Consider the following 22,866-nt stretch of genomic DNA (forward strand, 5'->3'; position numbering starts at 1 on the left):
ATTCTGTACCATCAGACGCACGTCCTTTACAAACTACGAGAGCCCACTTACCCGGAATCGGGAGCACACGAAGGCTCTGAACTTTATGCATGAACCTATCATTTTGTGGTCTTAATGTGTCCAAATCCGGGAAAAATGGCCAATCTTAGGGAAATCGAGCCAATTGTACGCTCTGCCGATCCAATTGGGCTGTTCGGAGGGGGATTTATCGGATCTGGAGACCTGAATCTGGTGCTGAATCGCGTCAATTCGGTCGTTGCCGCCGATGGCGGAGCGGACGTTTTGACAGAATCAGGCCGGATTCCCGATGCGGTGATTGGTGACTTCGATTCGCTGAGCAAAGCGACGCAAGCGAAAATTCCCGCGGATCGCCTGTTTGCCATCCGCGAACAGGACAGCACCGATTTCGACAAGGCTCTTCGCAATCTGCACGCTCCGCTGGTTCTTGGGGCCGGGTTTCTTGGCGGGCGACTTGATCATCAACTGGCCGTTCTGAACGTTCTGGTCCGGCGGCAGGATCAGGCCTGCATATTGCTGGGCGAACGTGAACTGGTTTTTCACGCGCCGCCAGAGATCAAGCTGCCGGTTGCACCCGGCGATGTGGTCTCGCTGTTTCCGATGCAGCCCGTGACGGGGCGCAGTACCGGGCTGGAATGGCCGATTGACGATCTGGCCTTTCGACCGGACGGGCAGGTGGGGACATCCAACCGCGCATTGGCGCCTGTCGAGCTGAAGATGGACGGGCCGGGCCTGTTGGTGATGATCCCGCGCGCAGCGCTTGATCCGCTTATGCAGGTGTTTCTGTCGGGGCGGACCGGGCGCTGGCCCGCTCGCGCAGAATGACATACAGGCCTGCGGCAATGGTTATGACGATGCCAACCGCAGCCAATCCATCGGGCAGGTCGTTGAAAATCACCCATCCGATCAGGGTTGCAACCGGGATTTCCAGGTATTGCATCGGGGCCAGAGTGGCAGACGGCGCATAGCGCAGCGACCACGTCATCAACAGATGCGCGACCGTACCCAACACCCCGATCGCAATCAGCAGCCAGTTCAGATCGCTGGATGGCAGGGTCATCGAGAGCTCCGGAATGTTCATTTGCGTGCCAATCAGAAGGACCGGAGCCAGAAGGACTGTCGCAAATACGCCGGACACAGCCTGCAACGACACCGGGTCGGTCTCTTTCGCGACTTGCCGGGTGACCAGCATGAACAAGGCAAAGACTACGGCAACGATCAGTGGCAGCAACGCAGGTGCACCTACCTCGGCAAAGCTGGGTTGAATGACCAGTAACGTGCCAATGAACCCGACGATGCAGGCGGCAAGACGGCGGGAACCGACCTCTTCCTCCAGAACATATTTGCCCAGCAGCAGCATGATGAATGGCATGACGAAGGCAATAGCAACGGCATCCGCCAATGGCAGGAATTGCAGCGCGCTGAACATGGCTGAAATGCCGATGATATGCAGCAGCGTCCGTAGCAGGGTCAGCCGCAGGATGCGTCCGCGCATCCGCCAGGGTCGCCCGGTCACCGCAACCAGCGGGATCAGGATCACCGCTTGCACCGCGAAACGGACCATGACCAGCAGACCCAGCGGTGTGGTCTCGCCCAACAGCTTCGCCATCGCATCCCCCAAGGGTGCGAGCACGCAAAAACCAAGCATCAAAAAGATGCCAAAGACGGGTCTGTCCTGGGTCATGAGCGCGACGCTATCTGTTTCGCGACGCAGAGGGAAGCGCTGTTGTCAGCGGTCGGGCAGGGGCTGAACCTTGGTGTAATCCGGCCCGTTGCAGGTGGGCAGACCATCCTCCAATTTCAGCCATTTCAGCTTTTCTTCATGCGCGACATGCAACGTTGGTTCCAGCGCTTCAGGAGCGCCCAGCGTCGCGACATATAGGTGCACCACATCCGACATGGCGGTTGAACGGAAGGACATTGGCGTGCCGCAGTGCGGGCAGAAGCTGCGCTCGACACCGGGAGAGGAGTTGAAATGCTTGGGCTCTTCACCGGTCCACCGCCAATGGCCATCCCGAACTCCGAAATACGTTGTCATCGGCGCTGCGCATTGGCGACGGCAACTGTCGCAATGGCAGGTGACGCATGAAAGTACCGGAGGGTCGACCTCGAACCGGATCTTGCCGCACAGACAATGCCCACGCATGTCGCCCCTCGCTTTCTGTTTCAACAGTTCGGTACGTTCACAGCCAGACCACCCAGCGAGGTTTCCTTGTATTTCTCATGCATGTCATGGCCGGTTTGGCGCATCGTCTCAATCACCGCGTCCAGCGGCACGAAATGCTGACCGTCCCCGCGCAAGGCCAGTGAGGCGGCTGAAACTGCTTTGATAGCGCCTAACCCGTTTCGTTCGATACAAGGAACCTGAACCAGTCCGGCAACAGGGTCGCAGGTCATGCCCAGATGATGCTCCAGCGCGATCTCGGCGGCATTTTCCACCTGTTCAGGGGTTCCCCCCATCACGGCGCAAAGCCCGGCTGCCGCCATGGCAGCGGCGCTGCCAACTTCGGCCTGACATCCCGCTTCGGCACCCGAGATTGAGGCGTTGTATTTCACCAACCCGCCAATGGCCGCCGCGGTCAGCAGGAAATCCTCGATATGGCTTTCGGACGCGCCCGGTACGTGGTCCAGATAGTAGCGTAGAACAGCGGGCAGAACACCTGCGGCCCCGTTGGTTGGCGCAGTGACAACTTGCCCGCCTGCCGCGTTTTCCTCGTTGACCGCCATGGCATAGACGCTCATCCAGTCGTTGATCGTGTGCGGCGCGGTCAGGTTCATGCCGCGTTCGGCCATCAGCGCATCATAGATGCCTTTCGCGCGGCGGCGCACTTTCAAACCGCCCGGAAGGATGCCGTCAGTGGTCAAGCCGCGTTCGATACAGGCATTCATGACGTCCCACAAACGGGCCGATCCTTTCGCGAAACTGTCGGCGCAGCCCCGCGCGATCTCGTTCGCGCGCTTCATCCCGGCTATGGTCTTGCCACTGGATTTGGCCATCTCAAGCATTTCTGCGGCGGATTTGAACGGGAACGGGACCGGGTCGCCTTCATCGGTGTCTTTCCCCTCGGCCAGTTCTTCCTCGGTCAGGACAAAACCGCCGCCGATCGAATAATACACCTGCCGCAGGATCACATCGCCCTGTGCGTCGGTGGCCATCAGGATCATCCCGTTAGCGTGCCCGGGCAAATTGTTGTCGTAGTCAAAGATCAGATCCGCCTTGGGATCGAAATGAAGCGTCGGCAGGCCTTCGGGCGTTACGGTGTGCGTGCGTGCGATATCGGCCAGCGCGGCCTCGGCCTTTTCGTTGTCATAGGTGTCGGGAACAAAGCCCGCCAGACCCAGAATGGTCGCCCGATCGGTCGCATGGCCGACGCCGGTGAAGGCCAGCGAGCCGTGCAGTGAACCTTTCAGACCCGTAAATTCAAAGGGGGACGCGCGCATCATGTCCAGAAAGCGCGCCGCGGCCACCATCGGGCCCATTGTGTGAGATGAAGACGGGCCAATGCCCACTTTGAACATATCGAAGACAGATAGGAACATATCAGATAGCCGAGCCTTCCGGGGGATTAGCGTAAGTAGGGGATGTGAAGGGTGTAACGCCCAAACCTTCCGCAGCGATTGCCGAACGGGTGGCGGGGCATGTCTCAAGGTGCAGAAGCACTTTCTGCAAATGCGGCGTGTCGGCCAATTGATACCAGCTGTGGTCAGCACTTACAGGGTACAGGGCCATCCAGCGCATCATGCAGGCGACATAATAGGTCAGAACCGATGGGACACCTGCGCGAAACCACTCAGGCCCGCGTTGCGCCAGCGCATCCAGCAACCGCAGATGCTGCAGCAACCGGGGTCGGATGCCCGCGCGCAGCGTGTCGGCCTGTGAGGCGTCTATGTATTTTTCAGCGTAGAACAGGATGCGCAGATCCGCATGCAACGTGTTGGACGCGAAGAACAGCCATTTCAGAAATCCGGCGCGTTCAGGATCATCCGCCGTCGGGGCCAGTTGACCATGGCGCTCCGTCAGCCAAAGCAGGATCGCCGCAGTTTCAAAGATCGGGCCCTGCGGCGTTTCCAGAACCGGGATCAGCCCGTTGGGATTAAGCGACCGATACGCGTCGCTGTCCTGCTCGTTCTGGCGGCGGTCCACCAGCACGGTTTCATAAGCCATGCCCATCTCGTCCAGCGCCAGCCGGATCACCAGCGAGGCGTTGTCAGGGGCATAGTGCAGGCGGTACGGGGTCAACATGCGCGCAACTTACAGCGCAAAGATGTGGGTGTAAGACATGATTGCGACTTTTCCGACAGGAAACGCGTAGTCCTGAGACATCTTAACACCTGTCGGATCGCAAAATGGGGTCGCAGTCGTCTGACGCATTCCCTATAACTCCGTCAGAATAAACTGGGAAAGCTGCCATGACCAGAGATCTGTCGCCAATCGACACCGCGAAATATGTTGCCGCGTACCGTGCCGCCGACATGGTCGAAGACGGGATGCGCGTGGGCCTTGGCACAGGATCGACAGCCGCCTGGCTGGTGCGCCGTCTGGGTGAACGGGTGCGCGAAGACGGACTGCGGATCAAGGGTGTTCCAACCTCGACCCGCACGGCGCAGCTTGCCCGCGAGGTTGGTATCGACGTCATCTCACTGGATCAGGCCGGTTGGCTGGACATGACCATCGATGGCGCGGATGAGTTCGATCAGGACCTGAACCTGATCAAGGGCGGTGGCGGTGCGCATCTGCAGGAAAAGATTGTGGCCACGGCCAGCGACCAGATGATCGTCATCGCCGATGCAGGCAAAGAAGTTGAAACTCTGGGGGCCTTTCCGCTGCCTGTCGAGGTCATTCCCTTTGGCTGGCAGACAACGCGCACATTGATCGAGGAAGCCCTGGATACGATGGATGTGCTTGGGACATCCTCGGCGCTGCGCATGAATGGCGAGGCGCCGTTTGTGACGGATGAGGGCAACCACATCCTTGACCTGCACCTCAAGCGCATCGGCAACCCGCGCCAGATGGCGCTGATCCTGAACCAGGTGCCCGGTGTTGTGGAAAATGGCCTGTTCATCGACATCTGCGACAAGGTCGTGATCGGCCATGGCGATGGCCGGGTCGAGCTGCGTGATATCAACGCGGGCACGGTCGAACTGGATCAGCTGCTCAGCGGGTCGCGCGATAACCTGTTTTCCGATTTTTCGGACTGAGTATCGTGCAGGTCCCTTCGGCAAGTGGCTATGAAAGTTCGAATTTTCCGCGCCGGGGGTTGGCACAGGGTTTTTTACGCCCAGATATCCAGAGAATTTTGCAAGTTGAATGAAGGAACCCGGCATGAGCTTTGACTATGATCTTTTTGTCATCGGCGGAGGTTCGGGCGGGGTCCGCGCGGCGCGTGTTGCGGCGGGCGAAACCGGTGCCAAGGTCGCGCTGGCCGAAGAAGACCGGTATGGCGGCACCTGTGTGATCCGGGGCTGCGTGCCAAAGAAGCTGATGGTCTTTGCCAGCGAATACTCGGGCATGGTCGGGGATGCGCAGGCCTATGGCTGGGACATTCAGCCCGGCGCGTTCAACTGGAACACTTTCCACGGCAAGCTGGTGGCCGAGCTTGATCGGTTGGAAGGGATATATCGCAATATCCTGAAGAACAACGGCGTCGAAAGCTTTGACCAGCGTGCGCGCCTTGTGGATGCCCACACGGTCGAGCTGGCCGACGGAACCCGCAAAACGGCCAAACACATTCTGGTCGCCACCGGCGGTCGCCCGGTTGTTCCGGATTTCCCGGGCTCGGAACTGGCGATTACGTCGAACGAGATATTCCACCTGGACAAGCTGCCTGAAAGCATCCTGATCGTAGGGGGCGGTTATATCGCCTGTGAATTTGCCGGGATCATGAACGGGCTGGGGGTCAGGACGACTCAGTTCTATCGCGGCGCACAGATCCTTCGGGGGTTTGATGACGAGGCGCGTGGACTGATCAGCGAAGAAATGTGTCAGAACGGCATCGACCTGCATCTGGGCACCAATGTGCTCGAGATGAAAAAGCAGGGCGACAAGATCTGGGTCAAGGCCACCAACGGCTCCGAGCAGAGTTTTGATGTGGTAATGTATGCCACGGGCCGTGCGCCGAATGCCGATAACCTTGGGCTGGAGGCTTTGGGCGTTGAACGCGGCCGTAAGGGCGAGATCATCGTGGATGAATACAGCCAGACCGCTGTGCCTTCGATCTTTGCCATTGGCGATGTGACGGACCGGGTGAACCTGACACCGGTTGCGATCCGCGAGGGGATGGCCTTTGTGGAAACCGTGTTCAAGGGCAATCCGACACCGGTGGATCACGACTTGATTCCGACCGCGATCTTCACTCAGCCTGAGATGGGAACTGTCGGCCTCAGCGAAGAAGAGGCAGCAGAACAGGAACCGATTGAGGTTTATGCCACATCTTTCAAGCCGATGCAGAAATCCTTTGCTGGCGGCACGCAGCGGGTACTGATGAAACTCATCGTCTCTCAGGCCACGCGCAAGGTGCTGGGTTGCCATATTGTCGCCCCCGGTGCCGGCGAGATGATCCAGCTGGCGGGAATCGCCGTAAAGATGGGCGCGACCAAGGAAGATTTTGACCGCACGGTTGCAGTTCACCCGGTCATGGCCGAAGAACTGGTGACAATGCGGCAACCTGTGCGCACGGCTTGATTTGCAAGCGCGCGCACACAGGTTACAAGGGAACCCGTGATCACACGGTCCAAAACGAAGGAAAAGATACATATGGCGGGCAACAGCGGCGGCCCCTGGGGGGGCGGAGGCTCATCCGGTGGCGGAGGAAATCAGGGTAACAACGGGAACGGGCGCAAGCCTCCCGAAAGCGATGGCCCGCATATTCCCGAGATCGATGAACTGATGAAAAAAGGCCAGGAGCAGCTGCGCGTCCTCATGGGCGGCCGTGGCGGCGGTGGCCGTGGCGGTAGCGGTGATCAGGGCGGTGGCGGTCCGGCCTTTACCAAGGGCACCCTGCTGCTGGGTGGCGTCGCCGCTCTGGTGATGTGGGGCGTGGCCAGCGCCTATACGGTCAAACCCGAAGAGCAATCAGTTGAACTGCTGTTTGGCCGCTTCTCGGGGATCGGTACAGAAGGTCTCAACTTTGCCCCATGGCCGGTTGTGACGGCCGAAGTTATTCCGGTGAAGGTCGAACAGACGGAAACCATCGGCTCGGGTGGTCGTGGAAGCGATGCGGGTCTGATGCTGACGGGTGATGAAAACATCGTCGATATCGATTTTCAGGTGGTCTGGAACATCTCCAATCCGGCAGATTTCCTCTTCAACCTGCGCGATCCCAGACAAACGATTCAGGCGGTTTCGGAATCCGCGATGCGCGAAATTATCGCGCAATCTTCGCTTGCGCCGATCCTGAACCGCGACCGTGCGGTTATCGCGGAACGGCTTGAGGAGCTGATTCAATCCACGCTCGACAGCTATGGTTCAGGCATCAATATCGTTCGTGTGAACTTTGATGGTGCCGACCCGCCAGAACCGGTCAAGGACGCATTCCGCGAGGTTCAGTCAGCGGGTCAGGAACGTGACCGGCTTGAAAAACAGGCTGATGCCTATGCCAACCGGGTTCTCGCCGGTGCGCGTGGTGAAGCGGCACAGGTTCTGGAAGAAGCCGAAGCCTATCGCGCCCAGGTCGTGAACGAAGCACAGGGTGAGGCCAGCCGCTTCAGCGCGGTTTTGGCGGAATACGCCAAAGCGCCGGACGTGACGCGCAAGCGTCTCTATCTTGAGCGGATGGAGCAGGTTCTTGGCGACGTAAACAAGATCATTCTGGATGAGAATGCCGGTGGGCAGGGGCAGGGCGTTGTCCCGTATCTGCCGCTGAACGAATTGCGCCGCAACTCGGGCGAGGGGAACTAAAAGATGCGTAAATCAACTTTTGTTCTGCCTGTCATTTTTGTTCTTGTGGTGGCTGCGCTATCGTCGATCTTCATCGTCGACGAACGTGAAAAAGCACTGGTTCTGCGATTTGGTCGCGTTGTGAGCGTCAAGGAAGATCCCGGTTTAGCGTTCAAACTGCCAATCTTCGACGATGTGGTTCGTTACGACGACCGTATTCTGAGCCGCGAGGTCGGACCACTGGAGGTGACACCTCTGGATGACCGTCGTCTGGTGGTTGACGCGTTTGCACGCTATCGGATTACCGATGTGCGCCAGTTCCGCGAAGCGGTGGGTGCGGGCGGCATCGATACCGCAGAACAGCGGCTGGATTCCATTTTGCGGGCGAAAACGCGCGAAGTTCTGGGTTCTGTCAGCTCGAACGATATCCTCAGCTCGGACCGGGCGGCGCTGATGCTGCGCATCCGCAATGGGGCCATTACCGAAGCGCGCGACCTGGGTCTTGAAGTGATCGACGTCCGGCTCAAACGCACTGACCTGCCGCAAGCCAACCTCGAAGCCACCTTTGCGCGTATGCGTGCCGAACGCGAGCGTGAAGCGGCAGATGAAGTGGCCCGTGGTGAGGAAGCTGCACAGCGTATCCGCGCGCAAGCCGATCGTACAGTGGTGGAACTGGTGTCGGATGCCCGCCGCGAATCTGAAATTGTTCGTGGTGAGGCCGACGCCGAACGCAACGCGATCTTTGCGGATGCCTACGGAGCAGACCCCGAGTTCTTTGAATTCTACCGCTCTCTGTCTGCCTATGAAAATGCGCTTCAGGGCGGAAACAGCTCGTTGGTGCTAAGCCCGGATTCGGACTTCTTCAACTACCTCAGCTCGCCAACAGGTCGGCGGGCACCGGTGGCGGTGCCGTCCGAATGATGGGTATGATCCTTCTGGCCTTCGGGCTGGTACTGATTGTCGAGGGGCTGGCCTATGCGCTGGCCCCTTCGCTTATCGAGCGGATGCTGGAGGCGTTGCGCGCCATGCCCGAACAGGCCCGGCGTCTGGCCGGGTTGCTTTGTGTTGTCAGCGGTTTGATCCTGCTCTGGGGGGCATATCAACTGGGCTTTTGACGGGGCGGTTTCACGTGCGGGTGATTTCCCTGCGATCCCGAGTTGCTCACCGGGTTAAACTGACTACATTGGAAACTAAGAAAGGCCGAAACAGGCCTTGGCAAGATTGTCGACAAGGAGAGCTCAAGTGCAGGCGAAAGCGCGCAGTTTATCCGTCCGGTGGGACGACGTGAGTGTTTGGATGCGGCTGTTGTGGCTGGCCTTTGCCGGTACGCTGCTTGTGCTGGCGCAGTCGGTTTCCGCTCAGGCCAGAGGCGAAAGCCTGGCGCCCTTGGCCGAAAAGATCAGCCCGGCCGTGGTGAACATCACCACAAGCACCCTGATCGAAGGTCAGACAGGTCCGCAGGGTATCGTGCCCGAGGGGTCTCCGTTCGAGGATTTCTTTCGCGAGTTTCAGGATCGCAACGGCGGCAATGACAACAGCCCGCCCCGACGCAGCAACGCCCTTGGGTCGGGTTTTGTGATCTCTGAAGATGGTTACATTGTCACCAACAATCACGTCATTGCGGAAGCTGATGAAATCCTTGTGGAATTCTTCCCCGGCGACGGGCAGCCCAAAAAAGAACTGGTGGCCAAGGTCATCGGAACCGATGAGAAAACCGACATTGCACTGCTCAAGGTCGAGGCGTCCGGCCCCTTGAAATACGTGCAATTTGGCGACAGCGACGTGGCGCGTGTGGGTGACTGGGTTATTGCCATGGGCAACCCGCTGGGCCAGGGCTTTTCTGTATCCGCTGGTATCGTATCGGCCCGCAACCGGGCGCTCAGCGGATCTTATGATGACTACATCCAGACAGATGCGGCGATCAACCGGGGCAACTCGGGCGGTCCATTGTTCAACATGGACGGCGAAGTGATCGGCGTGAACACCGCGATCCTGTCGCCAAATGGTGGCTCGATCGGTATCGGCTTTTCGATGGCGTCGAACGTGGTGGTAAAGGTCGTCGATCAGCTGCGCGAATTTGGCGAAACCCGGCGCGGCTGGCTGGGCGTCCGCATTCAGGACGTGACCGAGGATATGGCCGAGGCGATGGGGCTGGAAAAACCCGGCGGCGCGCTGATCAGCGATGTCCCGGAAGGCCCCGCCCAAGAGGCCGGTCTGAAAGCGGGCGACGTGATCATCAGCTTTGACGGGGTCGAAGTCGAAGACACCCGAGGTTTGGTCCGTCAGGTCGGCGAAACAGAAGTCGGCAAAGCTGTCCGGGTCATTGTGCACCGCGATGGCGGCACACAGACAATTCTGGTCACGCTGGGACGCCGCGAGGACGCAGAAAGCAAAGAAGATGACGAAGAAGAAACGCAGGATGCTCCGGTCGAAGAAAACGCCGATATTCTCGGGCTGACCATCTCCCCGCTCACAGATACGCTGCGTGCGGATATGGGATTGGACGCAGATGCCGAAGGTCTGGTGATTTCGAATGTTGACGAAGCGTCTGAGGCTTACGCGAAAGGGTTGCGCGCGGGTGACCTGATCACGGAAGCGGGTCAGCAGAAAGTGGAAACCATCGCGGACCTGGAAGCCCGAATGGACCAATCGCGAGAGGCTGGGCGGAAATCCCTGCTGCTTTTGGTCCGCAGGGGGGGCGAGCCGCGATTTGTGGCGCTAAGCCTGGAAGAGTGATTTGAAAAGGCCGGGCGCTTGTCCCGGCCTTTTTCATTGCCTGAACACCTGAAGAGGCATGCAGAAAGAAAATGAGCCATACGCTGAAATTGCGTATGGCTCAGATACAGGGAGAGATCAGTGGACAGATATCGGGGATGATTCTCTGACCTCCTACGGTAACAACTTCACCTTAGGTCAACACCGGCCCCTTCGTATGTGAACCAGATCACACTGGTTCAGATAAGTTCGGAATCGGCCAGTTCCCGCAATGCGTCGAAATCCTGAATCAACAAGCAGCCGCGCGAGGATTCGACAATATTGTCGCGTTTCCAGATCGAGATTGTCTTGGAAACGGCCTCGCGCGTAGCCCCGACAAATTCGGCAAGTTCGCTCTGCGACAGGGTGATGCGCTGCGTTGGGTCGTCCTGCAATTCCGACAGATGCAGCAGCTTTCGGGCCAGTCGAATGGGCATGGGCAAAAAGACCTGCTCGTTCAGCTGCAACCCCATCCATCGCATCCGCAGCCCGGCCAACCGGATCAGATCCACGGCAAGGTCAGGCTGTTTTCTGATCTGGTTCATGACGTCATTGCGACGCACACGCAGGACGCGCGATGGCTCGGCCGCCGCAATAGTCGCCGTGCGCGGGCCGTTGTCAAACAGCGCAATCTCGCCAAAAACTTCACCTGGGCGCATCAGCGTCAATGTCAGTTTCCGGCCGCTCATCGCCAGAAAGGACACTTCAAGCGTGCCTTCCAGAATGGCATAGAGCGAATCCCCTTCATCGCCTTGTTCGAAAAGGGTTTCTCCTTGAGCCAGCGAGATGTCGGTCGCTTGCGCCGAAAGCATCTCTCTAAGCCCGTCGGAGGCTTCGGAAAGGAAGCCGCTGGTGGGAAAGGCCGTCATGTATACACCGATCTTGGGCAAGGTGTGAGTGTGGGTGGTGATACAACTTCCCATAGCTCGGCGGCTAAGCCAAGAATTTTGTTTGTTTTTGCAGGTATGGCGACGTCAGGGCAGTTATTTCTGTTCCGGGTCGTCCATGTAGCGTTGCAAGATGCTGAATTGCAGCATCAGGAAGGCCATCAGCGCGATGGGAAATCCGAAGGTTTCGATCTTGACCCAAAGGTCGGTCGACATGGTGCGCCAGACAAACTCGTTTGCGGCGGCCAGAACAGCGAAACAGGCGCATAGGCGGCGCGTCAGAATCATCCAGCCCTCGTGCTTCATCGGCAGCATTTCATCCAATACGTAGGCCAGATAAGATTTCTTTTGCAGCAAGCCGATGCCAAGGATCAGGGCGAACAGGCCATAGACAAGCGTGGTTTTCATCTTGAAAAACCGCTCGTCATTGAACCATGCGGTCAGGCCGCCAAAGAAAATGACCATGAAGGCCGTGAAAATCTGCATCCGGCTGAGTTGGCCGGTGAGGTACCACAGGATACCCATTGCCCCCAGCATCAGGGGGACGAAGATAATCGTGGCGATGATAAAGCCGGAATATTCGGTACCACCGATCAGAAAGCTGTCATCACGCAAGCGCAGGTAGATGAAGAAGAAGGCCAGCGGCGGGCCAAGCTCCAGCACCTGTTTCAGAAATGGGTTGATGTCTTTTTTGCCTGTCATCGGTATGTCCTGCTGCTTACCCGCCCATTTCAACTATTACTGCGCCGAGTGCAATCAATGCCATCAATGCAATGCGTCTTGGGCCAACGGTCTCCTTCAGGACAAGCCAGCCGATCAGCGCCGCAAAGACGGTTGAGGTTTCGCGCAGCACGGCGGCTTCGCCGACTTTGTCCAGCCGCGTGGCCAGCATGATCGAACCGAAGGACAAAGGCGCGATGATGCCGCCGGCCAGACCCCGCAGCATCAGCGGGCCGGGCGCAGGGCGATGTGTCATCGCGCGCCATCTGAGGAAGGCGTAGACCGGCATCGCCGCGCCGTCGATCATGAAGAACCAGGCCAGGAATGTGAACGGGTCGGCAGTGGCACGTATGCCATAGGCGTCATAGGTGGTGTAAAGGGCGACAAACAGCCCCGTGATGATCGCGAGGACCAGCGCAATCCCCAGCGTGTCCCGGTTGGTTTCGAGAAACCGGAAATTATAGGCGGCCAGGCCGAATATCCCGGCCAGCAGGGTTGCGACGCCCAGCCACTGCACGGTCGAGAATGTTTCACCGAACAGAAGATAGGCACCAATGACCGTAAACAGCGGGCCTGTCCCGCGCACGACGGGATAGACGACCGTGTAGGACCCTTTGGTGTACGCCGCGGCCTGCAGCGTCTTGTAGGCAATGTGGATCAGCCAGACGAGGGCGAAGATCGGCCACATATGAGGTTCAGGCCAGGGCACCACGAAAAAGGCAAACGGGGCGGCCATCAGGCCATAGCTGGCGTCAATGGCACCGCGGGACAGCCATGGATCATGACGGCCTTTCTGCAGCGCCCCGAACGCGGCGTGCAGGAAAGCGGCCATCAACGCCAGTGCCAGCGCCAGTTGGTGACCGGCTTCGGTGCCTTCAAGTGAGATCAGCCAGTCGCTCAAATACGCAGACCTTTTGTAGGGCGGAGAGGGGTGGGGGCTGTCTGCCCCCACACCCCCGAGGATATTTGGGGCCAGATGAAGTGGCGGATCAGCCCTTGTCGAGCCCGGTCAGGGCGGCGGCGAATTCTTCGGGATCGAAGGGGGCAAGGTCATCGATCTGTTCTCCCACCCCGATAGCGTGGATCGGCAGGCCGAACTTGTCGGCCAGCGCGACCAGCACACCGCCCTTGGCGGTTCCGTCCAGCTTGGTCATGATCAGGCCCGAGACATCGGCCAGCTTGCGAAAGGTTTCCACCTGGCTCAGCGCGTTCTGACCTGTGGTGGCGTCAAGGACCAGCAAGGTGTTGTGCGGTGCGGTCTCGTCGACCTTGCGGATGACGCGGACGATCTTGGCCAGTTCCTCCATCAGGTCGGTGCGGTTTTGCAGGCGCCCGGCGGTATCGATCATCAGCAGATCTGCGCCTTCGGCCTGAGCCCGGGTCAGCGCGTCAAAGGCGAGGCTGGCGGGGTCCGAGCCCTCGGGCGCGGTCAGAACCGGAACCCCGGCGCGGTCGCCCCAGACTTGCAACTGTTCGACGGCCGCAGCGCGAAAGGTGTCACCGGCGGCGATGACGACTTTTTTGCCAGCCTGCTTGAACTGGCTGGCCAGTTTGCCGATGGTCGTGGTCTTGCCCGAGCCGTTGACGCCGACGACCAGCACCACTTGCGGGCGTTTGGGATAGATCGGCAGGGGCCTGGCCACGGGCTCCATCACGCGGGCCACTTCCTGCGCCAGCAACTGTTTGATTTCCCGGGTCGAGAGTTTGCGCCCAAAGCGCCCCTCGGCCATGTTCGAGGTGACACGCAGGGCGGTGTCGACGCCCATGTCAGAAGCGATCAGCAGCTCTTCGAGTTGCTCGAGCATGTCGTCATCCAGCGTGCGGCGCATTTCTGTGGCAGCGCTGCCACGGCTGAACAAGCGGTTCAGGATGCCTTTGGATTCAGGGATTTCTGGTGGCGGGGCAACTGGTGTGGGATCCGCCGGGGCGGGGGCAGGTTGTTCAGCCGGTTCCTGCGCCGGTTCAGGGGTCGGGATTTCGGGAACCGGTTGCGGTTCGGGCTCAGGTTCGGGGAGGACAGGGTCGGGAACGGCGGTTTCCTCGCCACCATCCTCGACGATGGCGTCCAGCCCCTGTTCGAGGCGGGATGAGGATTTGAACAGCTTGTCCTTTAGCTTTGAGAAAAACGCCATATTTGGTCTCCGCAGGTGTTCCTTTCACCTAATGCGGATTTGCGGCAGTTGCAAAGGGTCACGCAAAAGCAAAGACGAAACCAAATTGCGCGCCCCAGTAGAGCGGCCAGATCAGATAGGGCGTCAGCTTGTGGGCGGGGTGGTTCGCAGGCAGCAGGAACTTTTCCGTAGCAAGGATCAGATCGGACGCGATGAAGGCGATTGCAGCCGGGAATGCCCATCGCAAGGCACCTGTCTGGGGCAGCGCCAGCACGGTGATCCCCATGCCAAGGATGATCGGGATATAGGCCAGAACAGGGCCTTTCAGGTCTCCGGCGCGGGGGGCAAGCAGTGTGGCCATGACAATGCCCAGAATGACCAGAGACCACACGATCGCGGGGGCATCCCAGATCAGGCTGGAGGAGCTGGCAGGATGCGACAGGAACAGGGCGATATAGGCCAGATGCCCGGCGGCAAAAGCGGCAATGCCGGCCATGAACGTGGCATCCGTTTCACGCGACAACAGCGCGTCCCCGGTTGCGCACAGGGCAAGCGCAGCGGCAAGCATCCATGGGCTGCCCTGCAGAACCGCAATGACTGCCAGCGCGGCGACCGAGGAGGTTTTCAGCACAGTGCGCAAGGAACTGGCTGGTCGGGCCGTCAGGGGCAGGTATCCCAATGCGCAGCCAAGGGCGATCCAGAAGAGAAAGGTTGTCATGTCACCTCACCGCGGTTTTCGAATACCTTCATCCCGAGCGCGGCATATAATCAAGCGCTTACGTTGAGTTAAGCGTGTTTCCCCAAGCCCTGGCCAAAGGGTGAATGGCATAGCGGGATCGCATCTGACACAATGGGCGTATGTTCCGAGCGCTGATGATTCTCGCCTGCTTTGCCGCACCGCCCGCTGCGGCCCAGACCCCTTTGTCCGGCCCCGAATTCGACACCTATACGCAGGGCAAGACCCTGTTTTACGGTTTCGAAGGGCAGTTTTACGGGGTCGAACGCTATTTGCCCAACCGCCGCGTGATCTGGTCATTTCTGGATGGCGATTGCAAGGAAGGTGTATGGTATCAGCAGGAAGAGCAGATTTGTTTCATCTACGAAGACCGGTTTGATCCGCAATGCTGGGTCTTTACGCGATCCGGCGGTGGCCTTGTCGCGCAGTTTGAAGGCGACCCGCAGGCGACCGAACTGTACGAGGCGGAAGATATCGGGGAAGAAATGGTGTGTTATGGCCCCGACGTCGGTGTCTGACTAGGTCACCCGAAGCTCATCATAGCTGAGCATGACATGCTGCTGATATGCAGGTCTTTCTGTCAGCTTATCGTAATAGCGCCGCAGGTTGGGCAGGACCGCGCGGGATATCGCGATGTCGTAATAGCGATAAAGGATATGTCCCAGCTGAATATCGGCCAGCGTCAGATCGGGCCCGCACAGGTAGGTGTTTTCTGACAGCCGGGTATCGGCAAGTACCAGTTTGCTATCCAGCGCGGCAACGGCCTGCTCAATCGCGTTTTGGTCCTGCTCTGCCGGGGCGGTCCGGACAACCTGCCAGAACACGGGCACCGTGAAATCCATCGCAACGTTGATCTTGGCCCATTCCGCCCATTTGTCGATTTCAGCCCGTTGGACCGGGTCGCGTGGCCAGAACGCATTCCCGCCATAGGCATTCGCCAGGTAGCGCAGGATTGCGCCGGTTTCCCACAGCGGTGGGTGATCGCCATCCTGTAGCACTGGGATGGTGCCGTTCGGGTTCAGCTTGCGAAAGGCATCGGTGTCCAGCCCGCCGAATCTGTGCCCTGCATCGTGGCGGTGAAAGCGCAGATCCATCTCTCCGACGCACCACATCAGGGCCTGAACATTCGATGACGTTTTGCGGCCCCAGATTGTCAGCATGGCTTAGAACAACGATCCTTGATCTGGTGTATCCGGTTTGGATTTCCGGTTGGTCTGCTTTGCGGCTGTCCCGGTGCCAAGAATGCCATCGGCGAATTCGATGTCCAGCACCGTGTGTTTTGCGGCCTCGGCCTTGGTCGTGATGACATTCCCATCTGCGCGAACCACGGCATATCCGCGTTCCAGCGTCGCCTTGTAGCTGAGCGTTTCGCGCAGGCGGTCTGTGGCCTCAAGCTGATGTTTCAGACGATCCAGCCGCGTGGTCTGCGCCGCGTTCATCCGGTCACCAAGCCGGGCAAGGTTTTGCGCGTGCTGGCCGATCTCGCGTTGAATTGGGCGCAGGGACAGGCGCGACGACAGGTTGCGCAGTGATTCCTGCCGGGCCGAGACCAGACCGCGCAGAGTTGACGGGCGCAGATGGGCTGACAGTTCCACAACTTGCAGGCGGCGGTTTTGCACTCCTCGCGTCAAAGCCGGGGTCAGGCGATCCGCAATCAAATCAAGGCGTTGCCGGGGGGAGTTCAACAGGCTGTCCGGGCGCGGCAGGGCGCGGGACAAATCGCGCAGCCTTTGCGAACGGCGCTGCACCGCGTCCGTTGCCGCGCGCGACAAGCGGGCGCCTTGCTCGCCGGTCCAGGCGAGCAGTTCGATGCGGACCGGCACGGCCAGCTCTGCCGCAGCTGTGGGTGTTGGCGCGCGGCGGTCCGAGACAAAATCGATCAGGGTCGTGTCGGTTTCATGCCCGACGGCCGAAATCAGCGGTATGTCCGATGCGGCGGCGGCGCGCGCGACACTCTCTTCGTTGAAGCCCCAAAGATCTTCGATCGACCCACCGCCACGGGCCACGATGATCAGGTCAGGACGGGGCAGTGCGCCGCCGGGTGTCAACTGGTTGAACCCTTCGATGGCGCGGGCAACCTCGGGGGCGCAGTTTGCGCCCTGCACGGCCACGGGCCAGATCAGCACCTTTCGCGGGAACCTGTCCCGAAGCCGGTGCAGAATGTCACGGATCACCGCGCCCGAAGGCGATGTCACGACGCCGATGATCTGCGGCAGATACGGAAGGGGCTTCTTGCGCTCGGGCGCAAACAAACCTTCGGCCTCAAGCTGTTTCTTGCGCTTTTCCAGCAAGGCCATAAGTGCGCCCTGACCGGCAACGGCAACTTCATCGACATTCAGGTTGTATTTGGATTGCGCGCCAAAAGCGGTCAGGCGACCGGTGACGACTACCTCCAGCCCTTCCTCTGGCACGACCGAGAGGCTGGAAACCTGACCTTTCCATGTCGTGCAGGCCAAAACGTTCCGGTCGTCCTTGATGTCGTAGTACAGGTGCCCGGACCGGGCCTTGAACACGCGCCCGACTTCGCCGCGCACGCGGATTCGCCCGAACGCGCTTTCCAGCGTGCGCTTCACCTCGCCCGATACCTCGGAAACCGTGTATTCAGGGGTGTTTTGGCCCGGAATCGGGTCATCAAGCAGGTCGGACATTTCAGCGCCTTGTTTCAATTGCTCACCCAGCTTAGAACGCCGCGCAGGCGAGGCCAAGCAGATCGGAGACGACCCCATGAACATCCTTATTCTCGGCAGCGGCGGGCGCGAACACAGCCTGGCCTGGGCGGTGATGCAAAACCCAAAATGCGACCGTCTGATCGTGGCGCCGGGCAATGCCGGGATCGCTCAGATCGCGGAGTGTGCCGCTCTGGATATCGAAAACGGTGGGGCCGTCGTCAGCTTTGCCGAGGAAAACGCGATTGATTTCGTGATTGTCGGCCCCGAGGCCCCCTTGGCCGCCGGAGTGGCGGATCGCCTGCGCGAAGCCGGGGTGCTGGTTTTCGGACCGTCTGCCGAAGCGGCCCGGCTGGAAGCCTCAAAAAGCTTTACCAAGGAAATTTGCGACGCGGCACATGCGCCCACCGCTGCCTATGCGCGGTTCACCGCGCCCGAACCCGCCAAGGCCTATATCCGCGAACAGGGAGCGCCCATCGTGGTCAAGGCCGATGGTCTGGCCGCGGGCAAGGGCGTGATCGTGGCCATGGACGAAGACACGGCGCTTGACGCCATTGACGACATGTTCGGCGGTGCTTTTGGCGGGGCCGGGGCCGAGGTCGTGATCGAAGAGTTTATGGACGGCGAAGAGGCGTCTTTGTTTGTTCTGTGCGACGGCCAAGACATCCTGTCCATCGGCACGGCCCAAGACCACAAGCGGGTGGGCGAAGGGGATACCGGCCTGAACACCGGGGGGATGGGTGCCTATTCTCCGGCGCCGGTTCTGAGCGCGGAAGTTGAAGCGCGTGCGATGGAAAAGATCGTGCGCCCCACCATTGCCGAGATGAAGCGCCGGGGCACGCCGTTTCAGGGAATTCTCTATGCCGGGCTGATGATCAAGGACGGCCAGCCGCGCCTTGTGGAATACAACGTCCGTTTTGGGGACCCGGAATGTCAGGTCCTGATGATGCGTCTGGGCGCGCAGGCGATGGACCTGTTGCATGCCACCGCCGAAGGGCGGCTGGGCGAGATGCGGGTCAACTGGGCCGATGATCACGCGATGACGGTCGTGATGGCGGCCAAAGGTTATCCGGGAACCTACGAGAAGGGCACGGTCATCAAAGGATTGGACGGCTTGCCCGAGGACAGCAGCAATATGGTGTTTCATGCCGGCACTAGCGAGGCTGCGGGGCAGGTGCAGGCTGTCGGCGGGCGCGTTCTGAACGTGACCGCGCGCGGAAAAACGCTGCAAGAGGCGCGCGACCGGGCGTATCAGATGGTTGATGCCGTGGATTGGCCCGAAGGGTTCTATCGCAGCGATATCGGCTGGCGCGCTTTGGAGGGATGATCGGGCAGGGGGCTTTGCCCCCTCGGCCTTGCGGCCTCCCGGCGCTGCGCGCGTTCGCGGTTGAAATCGTCCACTGGACGATTTCCTTTCAACCGCTCACCCCCTCAGGGTATTTATGGCCAGATGAAGAAGCGGATCAGCAATTCAGGGCTGATGTGAGATTGTCGCGGTGTTTGAGCGGACCGAGGTCCGTCAGATGCCAGCCATCCTGATAGGAAACACGGATGATCCGCGACCAGTCTGCGCTGGCGAGGATCATTTCGGGATGGTCGCCACAGCTCCTCAGGCCGCCGGAAATGAAATCCTCACCGATCTTGTGGTTGGTCAGGCCGGGCAGAACAGCGATTTCGGTCAGTCCACCATCCTTGAAGCGCCAGATGCGCAGGGTTTTGGCCAGGTGGGGGCGGTCGATATAGGCGATCTCGATATTGCCGTCACCATCCAGATCAGCAGCACCGACCGGGGCGAGCCAGCGGAAACGTGCGCCGATATGAGGTGTGGCTGCGATTTTTTCGCCAGCGGCGTTGTAGATCGCAAGCTGAGCGCCTGTTGTGTTCTGCGTTTCGACGACAACTGCTTCAACCGCGCCGTCCCTGTCGATGTCTGCCAGACGCGGCGCGAGGTCTTCGAATACACGGTCCTGTGGCAGACGAACCGTTACGACTGTATCATCGACCACAAGTTCCAGCGCGCCGTATTCGATATTGTCGCCCAAAACACCATGCGCGTATCGCGTGGTTGGTTCCGTGAAGCGGGCGTCGGTGATGGTATCCGCCGCGACAGCGATTGGCAGCGCGCACCACAGGCCAAAAGGGAGCAAAGCGCTGCGCACCCGACATTGCCACAGGCGGGCGGGCTGACGCGGCGCTTTGTTGGGCATCAGATCTGCTTTTCGGGCATCTGGACAATCAGACCGTCCAGCGCGTCGGTTACCTTGATCTGGCAGGTCAGGCGCGAGCGGGCCGGGTCGGGCTCATAGGCGAAATCCAGCATGTCCTCTTCCATGTCGTCCTTGGCCGGGATCTTTTCGACCCAGTCGGGGTGAACATAGACATGGCAGGTCGAGCAGGCGCAGGCACCGCCGCAATCGGCCTCGATGCCGGGAATATTGTTGTCACGGGCCCCTTCCATGACGGTCAGTCCGTTGGCGACCTCGACAGTGTGCTCGGTACCGCCATGCTCGACATAGGTGATCTTTGCCATTGCGTGCGTCTTCCTTTTGCGATGTTCGAAACCTTCCTTAGTGAAGGGAGTTAGGTGTTTCCAGCCTCATTTGCGACTCCTTGCGCCGTGTCTGGACTTTCCTGTATTTTGTTCTATTTTTGTTCTTATGTTTACTGCCCCTTTTCACCGCGCGATTTCAAACCGGGACTGGCCGCGACCGCCGTCCTGTCTGCCCTCCGCCCAGCTGGAGGCCCCGCCCGAAGGGGCGCGTGTGGCCGTGGCCGGGCTGGTGATCCTGCGGCAGAGGCCGGGGACGGCCAAAGGCGTGATCTTTCTGACGCTTGAGGATGAGACCGGGATCGTCAACGTGGTGGTCTGGCGCAAAATCTACGAACGCTTCCGCCGTGCGGTGATCTCGGGGCGGTTGCTGAAGGTGACGGGCCGGATGCAGCGGGCGCATTCGGTGACCCACGTGATCGCGGAAGAGATCGAGGATATCTCGGACATGCTGGACCTGCTGGTGCAGGGGCAGGGTTAGGTCTGTCGTGCGGATCAATCCAACATTGTTCGTCACAGTGCCACAAACCCGCGCCTGGAGAGCGGGGCGATATGTTTTCTTTGCCTCAAATGTGTGTTTAAGGCGCTTTTCCGCCACTTGAACGCGGGATGGTCGACTCTCCGGCGCCGGGCGCGTAGTGACACGCATCTTTGCGCATCGGCTTGCGTCAAAGCTCGGGCCGGATTGCGCATCACTCAACGTCTTTTCAGAGTCAGTTCGGATGCCCAACGCAACACACCAAGGATCGCTCGAAAAAACCGTCTCACGGGACGAAAGCCGGATTTCCGACCGTCTGGCAGAGCTCTCGGAACTCACACGTTCTGCGGGGTATGTTCACACCGCCCGAATGATTGATGAGGCGTTAAGCGCTTATTCCTTTGAACGCAGGCAGGTTGAGACTGCAAAAAAGCTTCGGTCGGAGTTGCAGCAACTCAAGCGGATTGAAGTGTCGCGCTCGTCTGACGAAACGGATCGAAAGCCGCATTTGGTTCCGAACTTTCGGTCCCGGCGGTCGGCAAAACCCGATGGTATGCTTTTCGACGGGGCCGAGCGTTCTGACGGCGCAGCCCAGAAAGCCGGAGCGAACAAAGGGCAGGCCGCATTTGTCCTGACAACCCGGATGCGTGTTGACGGGCGGAACGTTGCAAGGCTGCGCAATGGGCACTGGACAGGTATTTCCATGTCTTTCCCCGCGGAACCTGAATTCCAGTTTCGCTGACAGGTCGCCCCACGCCAAGGATTCTCCGCCGGGGGCGTTGCAGGGCCGGATGCAGAGGGCGCATTTGGTAACCCATGCGATCGCGGCAAGGATCGAGGATATGCCGGGGATACAGGATGTGTTGGTGTGGGGGAGAGGGTTAGTCCGCTTAGCGGGACGAAGTTGCCGTTTGCTGCGGCTGCGCCAATGGCTGCTTTCCCACCAGGAGGTGGTCAAGCTTCACGTTTGCTTACTGTCGTCCTTAGGCTTTGAATTACGATTTCTATTGTCTGTTTATGAATTTTTCTTCTGTCCACACTTTCATGATCTGAAAAGATGTCCTCTTTCCCAATGAGCGACTTGTCAGAAGGGAAATCCAAGAACGTGTAGTGTCCCACGTGTCGGCCAAGGCAGCAGAGATGGAACTTGTCGTTCTGTGAAGCAAGCCAATCGGCACAATGCTCTGATGGCGCTTCATCATCGGCACCTCCGGTAAGGATAACAGCAGGCAACTGAATTTCAGTGATTGAGGTGGAAACGAATGAACGGATTGGTGGCGCTGGCGCAATCGTAACAACAGACTTAATCCGAACGTCTGAGTAATCATTGCTATGACGTGCCCAAGATACGCGGAATGCATCCGAAGTTTCCATCAGCGTTGAAATTTGTTCCGCTGCATCCGGAAACTCTCTCGGGCCACCTTCAGTATTCTCGTTGGCCCTGCGCCATGCGTCAAACTCATCCAAAGAAGTTCGCGCACCTGACAGGGCCAAGACCGTATGTCCCCCAAGAGAGAACCCGAGTGCTGCTACTTGATCGAGGTCCAATCTGTTGGCGAAGAAGCCCTTCGACCCAACCTCCGAAAGCAGTATTGACAGGTCGGTCGCTCGTTCCCACCAGCAAAGAAAGCCCTCGGCGCGATAAGGCTCCAAGCCAGTGTTGCCATGGTGATTTGCGCCCAAGACCACATAGCCTTCCGATGCCAGCGCGCGGGCGATCCAACCAAGGCTTTCAGCTGTGCCACCAGTACCATGTGATAACAGTATGACGGGAAAAGTCTCCTTCGGGGCCAGTGTGGCTTCCCAGATAACTTCTCCAAGTTCAAAGAATTGCCCCGGAGGCCGTTCAGTTGTCTCTACATCTTCGACTGGATACCATGCTGACCAAGCGATTGGGCGGTCTGCATTGTTTTGCCAATTTGAGCGCGTCACATCCCAAATCACGCCGGTTCGATAACCACAGTTTACCATCGTGAGTCTCCTTCATCGGCAACGCTCTGGAAATTTCTAGGAATTTTCAATAAACATTCTGCTCAGTTGGTAAGTTCCTCGAAGCCGGCATTCGCCCACAC

General features: G+C 59.3%; 25 protein-coding genes. 11 read left to right on the plus strand and 14 right to left on the minus strand.

What is annotated here, in order from left to right; translation table 11 throughout:
* Window positions 1-135: 135 nt before the first annotated feature.
* Window positions 136-843, plus strand: a complete 708-nt coding sequence (locus tag ACR0M9_RS10945) for a thiamine diphosphokinase (RefSeq protein WP_480583555.1) — start codon at window positions 136-138, stop codon at window positions 841-843.
* On the opposite strand, the gene ACR0M9_RS10950 is transcribed toward ACR0M9_RS10945, so the two are convergent.
* The 4 genes from ACR0M9_RS10950 to ACR0M9_RS10965 are packed head-to-tail and all read right to left on the minus strand — an operon-like array spanning window position 788 to window position 4,261.
* Window positions 788-1,702, minus strand: a complete 915-nt coding sequence (locus ACR0M9_RS10950; RefSeq protein ID WP_480773569.1) for a DMT family transporter — start codon at window positions 1,700-1,702, stop codon at window positions 788-790. The genes ACR0M9_RS10945 and ACR0M9_RS10950 overlap by 56 nt on opposite strands.
* A gap of 45 nt (window positions 1,703-1,747) precedes the next feature.
* Complete coding sequence (locus tag ACR0M9_RS10955) at window positions 1,748-2,164, minus strand: GFA family protein (RefSeq protein ID WP_480773570.1); 417 nt, start codon at window positions 2,162-2,164, stop codon at window positions 1,748-1,750.
* A 20-nt stretch (window positions 2,165-2,184) separates the two neighbouring features.
* Window positions 2,185-3,558, minus strand: a complete 1,374-nt coding sequence (locus ACR0M9_RS10960) for an L-serine ammonia-lyase (RefSeq protein WP_480493463.1) — start codon at window positions 3,556-3,558, stop codon at window positions 2,185-2,187.
* A 1-nt stretch (window position 3,559) separates the two neighbouring features.
* On the minus strand, window positions 3,560-4,261 hold the full coding sequence (locus ACR0M9_RS10965) for a glutathione S-transferase family protein (RefSeq protein ID WP_480773571.1): 702 nt from the start codon (window positions 4,259-4,261) through the stop codon (window positions 3,560-3,562).
* Between the two features lie 167 nt (window positions 4,262-4,428).
* Here ACR0M9_RS10965 and rpiA point away from each other — a divergent pair, with 167 nt between their 5' ends.
* The 6 genes from rpiA (at window position 4,429) to ACR0M9_RS10995 (ending at window position 10,630) form a co-directional block, all read left to right on the plus strand.
* Window positions 4,429-5,217, plus strand: a complete 789-nt coding sequence (rpiA, locus tag ACR0M9_RS10970) for a ribose-5-phosphate isomerase RpiA (protein WP_209504279.1) — start codon at window positions 4,429-4,431, stop codon at window positions 5,215-5,217.
* A gap of 124 nt (window positions 5,218-5,341) precedes the next feature.
* Window positions 5,342-6,700 carry a glutathione-disulfide reductase gene (gene gor / locus ACR0M9_RS10975; protein ID WP_480773611.1) on the plus strand — a complete coding sequence of 453 codons (1,359 nt, stop codon included), beginning with the start codon at window positions 5,342-5,344 and terminating at the stop codon, window positions 6,698-6,700.
* Window positions 6,701-6,772: 72 nt separating this feature from the next.
* Window positions 6,773-7,915 carry an FtsH protease activity modulator HflK gene (hflK, locus tag ACR0M9_RS10980; RefSeq protein WP_480773572.1) on the plus strand — a complete coding sequence of 381 codons (1,143 nt, stop codon included), beginning with the start codon at window positions 6,773-6,775 and terminating at the stop codon, window positions 7,913-7,915.
* A 3-nt stretch (window positions 7,916-7,918) separates the two neighbouring features.
* On the plus strand, window positions 7,919-8,815 hold the full coding sequence (gene hflC / locus ACR0M9_RS10985) for a protease modulator HflC (RefSeq protein WP_480773573.1): 897 nt from the start codon (window positions 7,919-7,921) through the stop codon (window positions 8,813-8,815).
* Window positions 8,815-9,009 (plus strand): DUF2065 domain-containing protein, encoded by a 195-nt coding sequence (locus tag ACR0M9_RS10990; RefSeq protein WP_267363999.1) that lies wholly within the window; start codon window positions 8,815-8,817, stop codon window positions 9,007-9,009. Before hflC ends, ACR0M9_RS10990 begins: the two co-directional genes overlap by 1 nt.
* Window positions 9,010-9,136: 127 nt before the next feature.
* Window positions 9,137-10,630 (plus strand): DegQ family serine endoprotease, encoded by a 1,494-nt coding sequence (locus ACR0M9_RS10995; protein ID WP_480583571.1) that lies wholly within the window; start codon window positions 9,137-9,139, stop codon window positions 10,628-10,630.
* A gap of 218 nt (window positions 10,631-10,848) precedes the next feature.
* On the opposite strand, the gene ACR0M9_RS11000 is transcribed toward ACR0M9_RS10995, so the two are convergent.
* The 5 genes from ACR0M9_RS11000 to ACR0M9_RS11020 form a co-directional block, all read right to left on the minus strand.
* Complete coding sequence (locus ACR0M9_RS11000; RefSeq protein WP_480773574.1) at window positions 10,849-11,517, minus strand: Crp/Fnr family transcriptional regulator; 669 nt, start codon at window positions 11,515-11,517, stop codon at window positions 10,849-10,851.
* A 114-nt stretch (window positions 11,518-11,631) separates the two neighbouring features.
* Window positions 11,632-12,237: an inner membrane-spanning protein YciB gene (locus ACR0M9_RS11005; RefSeq protein WP_267363984.1), complete on the minus strand. Its 606-nt coding sequence runs from the start codon at window positions 12,235-12,237 to the stop codon at window positions 11,632-11,634.
* Window positions 12,238-12,253: 16 nt separating this feature from the next.
* Window positions 12,254-13,156, minus strand: coding sequence for an EamA family transporter (locus tag ACR0M9_RS11010; protein ID WP_480476492.1), 903 nt, complete (start codon window positions 13,154-13,156; stop codon window positions 12,254-12,256).
* Window positions 13,157-13,244: 88 nt separating this feature from the next.
* Window positions 13,245-14,387 carry a signal recognition particle-docking protein FtsY gene (ftsY, locus tag ACR0M9_RS11015; protein ID WP_480773575.1) on the minus strand — a complete coding sequence of 381 codons (1,143 nt, stop codon included), beginning with the start codon at window positions 14,385-14,387 and terminating at the stop codon, window positions 13,245-13,247.
* Window positions 14,388-14,445: 58 nt separating this feature from the next.
* A complete protein-coding gene (locus ACR0M9_RS11020; protein WP_480773576.1) occupies window positions 14,446-15,084 on the minus strand; it encodes a lysoplasmalogenase family protein in 639 nt (212 codons plus the stop codon).
* A gap of 140 nt (window positions 15,085-15,224) precedes the next feature.
* Between ACR0M9_RS11020 and ACR0M9_RS11025 the strand changes: the two genes are divergently transcribed.
* Complete coding sequence (locus ACR0M9_RS11025; RefSeq protein ID WP_480773577.1) at window positions 15,225-15,620, plus strand: hypothetical protein; 396 nt, start codon at window positions 15,225-15,227, stop codon at window positions 15,618-15,620.
* Here the strand turns inward: ACR0M9_RS11025 and ACR0M9_RS11030 are convergent, their stop codons facing one another.
* Both ACR0M9_RS11030 and xseA read right to left on the minus strand, forming a co-directional pair.
* Window positions 15,621-16,262, minus strand: a complete 642-nt coding sequence (locus tag ACR0M9_RS11030; protein ID WP_480773578.1) for a glutathione S-transferase family protein — start codon at window positions 16,260-16,262, stop codon at window positions 15,621-15,623. It lies immediately after the preceding gene.
* A 3-nt stretch (window positions 16,263-16,265) separates the two neighbouring features.
* On the minus strand, window positions 16,266-17,750 hold the full coding sequence (gene xseA / locus ACR0M9_RS11035) for an exodeoxyribonuclease VII large subunit (protein ID WP_480773579.1): 1,485 nt from the start codon (window positions 17,748-17,750) through the stop codon (window positions 16,266-16,268).
* 76 nt (window positions 17,751-17,826) lie between these two features.
* Here xseA and purD point away from each other — a divergent pair, with 76 nt between their 5' ends.
* A complete protein-coding gene (gene purD, locus ACR0M9_RS11040; RefSeq protein WP_480773580.1) occupies window positions 17,827-19,095 on the plus strand; it encodes a phosphoribosylamine--glycine ligase in 1,269 nt (422 codons plus the stop codon).
* Window positions 19,096-19,231: 136 nt separating this feature from the next.
* On the opposite strand, the gene ACR0M9_RS11045 is transcribed toward purD, so the two are convergent.
* Both ACR0M9_RS11045 and ACR0M9_RS11050 read right to left on the minus strand, forming a co-directional pair.
* A complete protein-coding gene (locus tag ACR0M9_RS11045; protein WP_480486025.1) occupies window positions 19,232-19,975 on the minus strand; it encodes an FG-GAP repeat domain-containing protein in 744 nt (247 codons plus the stop codon).
* Complete coding sequence (locus tag ACR0M9_RS11050; protein ID WP_209504265.1) at window positions 19,975-20,298, minus strand: 2Fe-2S iron-sulfur cluster-binding protein; 324 nt, start codon at window positions 20,296-20,298, stop codon at window positions 19,975-19,977. The genes ACR0M9_RS11045 and ACR0M9_RS11050 overlap by 1 nt, the downstream gene beginning before the upstream one ends.
* Before the next feature lie 127 nt (window positions 20,299-20,425).
* Between ACR0M9_RS11050 and ACR0M9_RS11055 the strand changes: the two genes are divergently transcribed.
* Both ACR0M9_RS11055 and ACR0M9_RS11060 read left to right on the plus strand, forming a co-directional pair.
* On the plus strand, window positions 20,426-20,797 hold the full coding sequence (locus ACR0M9_RS11055; RefSeq protein ID WP_480486023.1) for an OB-fold nucleic acid binding domain-containing protein: 372 nt from the start codon (window positions 20,426-20,428) through the stop codon (window positions 20,795-20,797).
* Between the two features lie 241 nt (window positions 20,798-21,038).
* On the plus strand, window positions 21,039-21,536 hold the full coding sequence (locus tag ACR0M9_RS11060) for a hypothetical protein (RefSeq protein WP_480773581.1): 498 nt from the start codon (window positions 21,039-21,041) through the stop codon (window positions 21,534-21,536).
* Between the two features lie 212 nt (window positions 21,537-21,748).
* Here the strand turns inward: ACR0M9_RS11060 and ACR0M9_RS11065 are convergent, their stop codons facing one another.
* Window positions 21,749-22,765: an alpha/beta hydrolase family protein gene (locus ACR0M9_RS11065; RefSeq protein WP_480773582.1), complete on the minus strand. Its 1,017-nt coding sequence runs from the start codon at window positions 22,763-22,765 to the stop codon at window positions 21,749-21,751.
* Window positions 22,766-22,866: the final 101 nt, after the last annotated feature.

This window comes from Ruegeria sp. CH2 (assembly GCF_056537065.1).

What these genes read in the sequence shown, in the direction of transcription:
- ACR0M9_RS10945 (WP_480583555.1), top strand. Translation starts at nt 136, where the DNA reads ATGGCCAATCTTAGGGAAATCGAGCCAATTGTACGCTCTGCCGATCCA.
- ACR0M9_RS10950 (WP_480773569.1), bottom strand. Translation starts at nt 1,702, where the DNA reads ATGACCCAGGACAGACCCGTCTTTGGCATCTTTTTGATGCTTGGTTTT.
- ACR0M9_RS10955 (WP_480773570.1), bottom strand. Translation starts at nt 2,164, where the DNA reads ATGCGTGGGCATTGTCTGTGCGGCAAGATCCGGTTCGAGGTCGACCCT.
- ACR0M9_RS10960 (WP_480493463.1), bottom strand. Translation starts at nt 3,558, where the DNA reads ATGTTCCTATCTGTCTTCGATATGTTCAAAGTGGGCATTGGCCCGTCT.
- ACR0M9_RS10965 (WP_480773571.1), bottom strand. Translation starts at nt 4,261, where the DNA reads ATGTTGACCCCGTACCGCCTGCACTATGCCCCTGACAACGCCTCGCTG.
- rpiA (WP_209504279.1), top strand. Translation starts at nt 4,429, where the DNA reads ATGACCAGAGATCTGTCGCCAATCGACACCGCGAAATATGTTGCCGCG.
- gor (WP_480773611.1), top strand. Translation starts at nt 5,342, where the DNA reads ATGAGCTTTGACTATGATCTTTTTGTCATCGGCGGAGGTTCGGGCGGG.
- hflK (WP_480773572.1), top strand. Translation starts at nt 6,773, where the DNA reads ATGGCGGGCAACAGCGGCGGCCCCTGGGGGGGCGGAGGCTCATCCGGT.
- hflC (WP_480773573.1), top strand. Translation starts at nt 7,919, where the DNA reads ATGCGTAAATCAACTTTTGTTCTGCCTGTCATTTTTGTTCTTGTGGTG.
- ACR0M9_RS10990 (WP_267363999.1), top strand. Translation starts at nt 8,815, where the DNA reads ATGGGTATGATCCTTCTGGCCTTCGGGCTGGTACTGATTGTCGAGGGG.
- ACR0M9_RS11000 (WP_480773574.1), bottom strand. Translation starts at nt 11,517, where the DNA reads ATGACGGCCTTTCCCACCAGCGGCTTCCTTTCCGAAGCCTCCGACGGG.
- ACR0M9_RS11005 (WP_267363984.1), bottom strand. Translation starts at nt 12,237, where the DNA reads ATGACAGGCAAAAAAGACATCAACCCATTTCTGAAACAGGTGCTGGAG.
- ftsY (WP_480773575.1), bottom strand. Translation starts at nt 14,387, where the DNA reads ATGGCGTTTTTCTCAAAGCTAAAGGACAAGCTGTTCAAATCCTCATCC.
- ACR0M9_RS11020 (WP_480773576.1), bottom strand. Translation starts at nt 15,084, where the DNA reads ATGACAACCTTTCTCTTCTGGATCGCCCTTGGCTGCGCATTGGGATAC.
- ACR0M9_RS11025 (WP_480773577.1), top strand. Translation starts at nt 15,225, where the DNA reads ATGTTCCGAGCGCTGATGATTCTCGCCTGCTTTGCCGCACCGCCCGCT.
- ACR0M9_RS11030 (WP_480773578.1), bottom strand. Translation starts at nt 16,262, where the DNA reads ATGCTGACAATCTGGGGCCGCAAAACGTCATCGAATGTTCAGGCCCTG.
- xseA (WP_480773579.1), bottom strand. Translation starts at nt 17,750, where the DNA reads ATGTCCGACCTGCTTGATGACCCGATTCCGGGCCAAAACACCCCTGAA.
- purD (WP_480773580.1), top strand. Translation starts at nt 17,827, where the DNA reads ATGAACATCCTTATTCTCGGCAGCGGCGGGCGCGAACACAGCCTGGCC.
- ACR0M9_RS11045 (WP_480486025.1), bottom strand. Translation starts at nt 19,975, where the DNA reads ATGCCCAACAAAGCGCCGCGTCAGCCCGCCCGCCTGTGGCAATGTCGG.
- ACR0M9_RS11050 (WP_209504265.1), bottom strand. Translation starts at nt 20,298, where the DNA reads ATGGCAAAGATCACCTATGTCGAGCATGGCGGTACCGAGCACACTGTC.
- ACR0M9_RS11055 (WP_480486023.1), top strand. Translation starts at nt 20,426, where the DNA reads ATGTTTACTGCCCCTTTTCACCGCGCGATTTCAAACCGGGACTGGCCG.
- ACR0M9_RS11060 (WP_480773581.1), top strand. Translation starts at nt 21,039, where the DNA reads ATGCCCAACGCAACACACCAAGGATCGCTCGAAAAAACCGTCTCACGG.
- ACR0M9_RS11065 (WP_480773582.1), bottom strand. Translation starts at nt 22,765, where the DNA reads ATGGTAAACTGTGGTTATCGAACCGGCGTGATTTGGGATGTGACGCGC.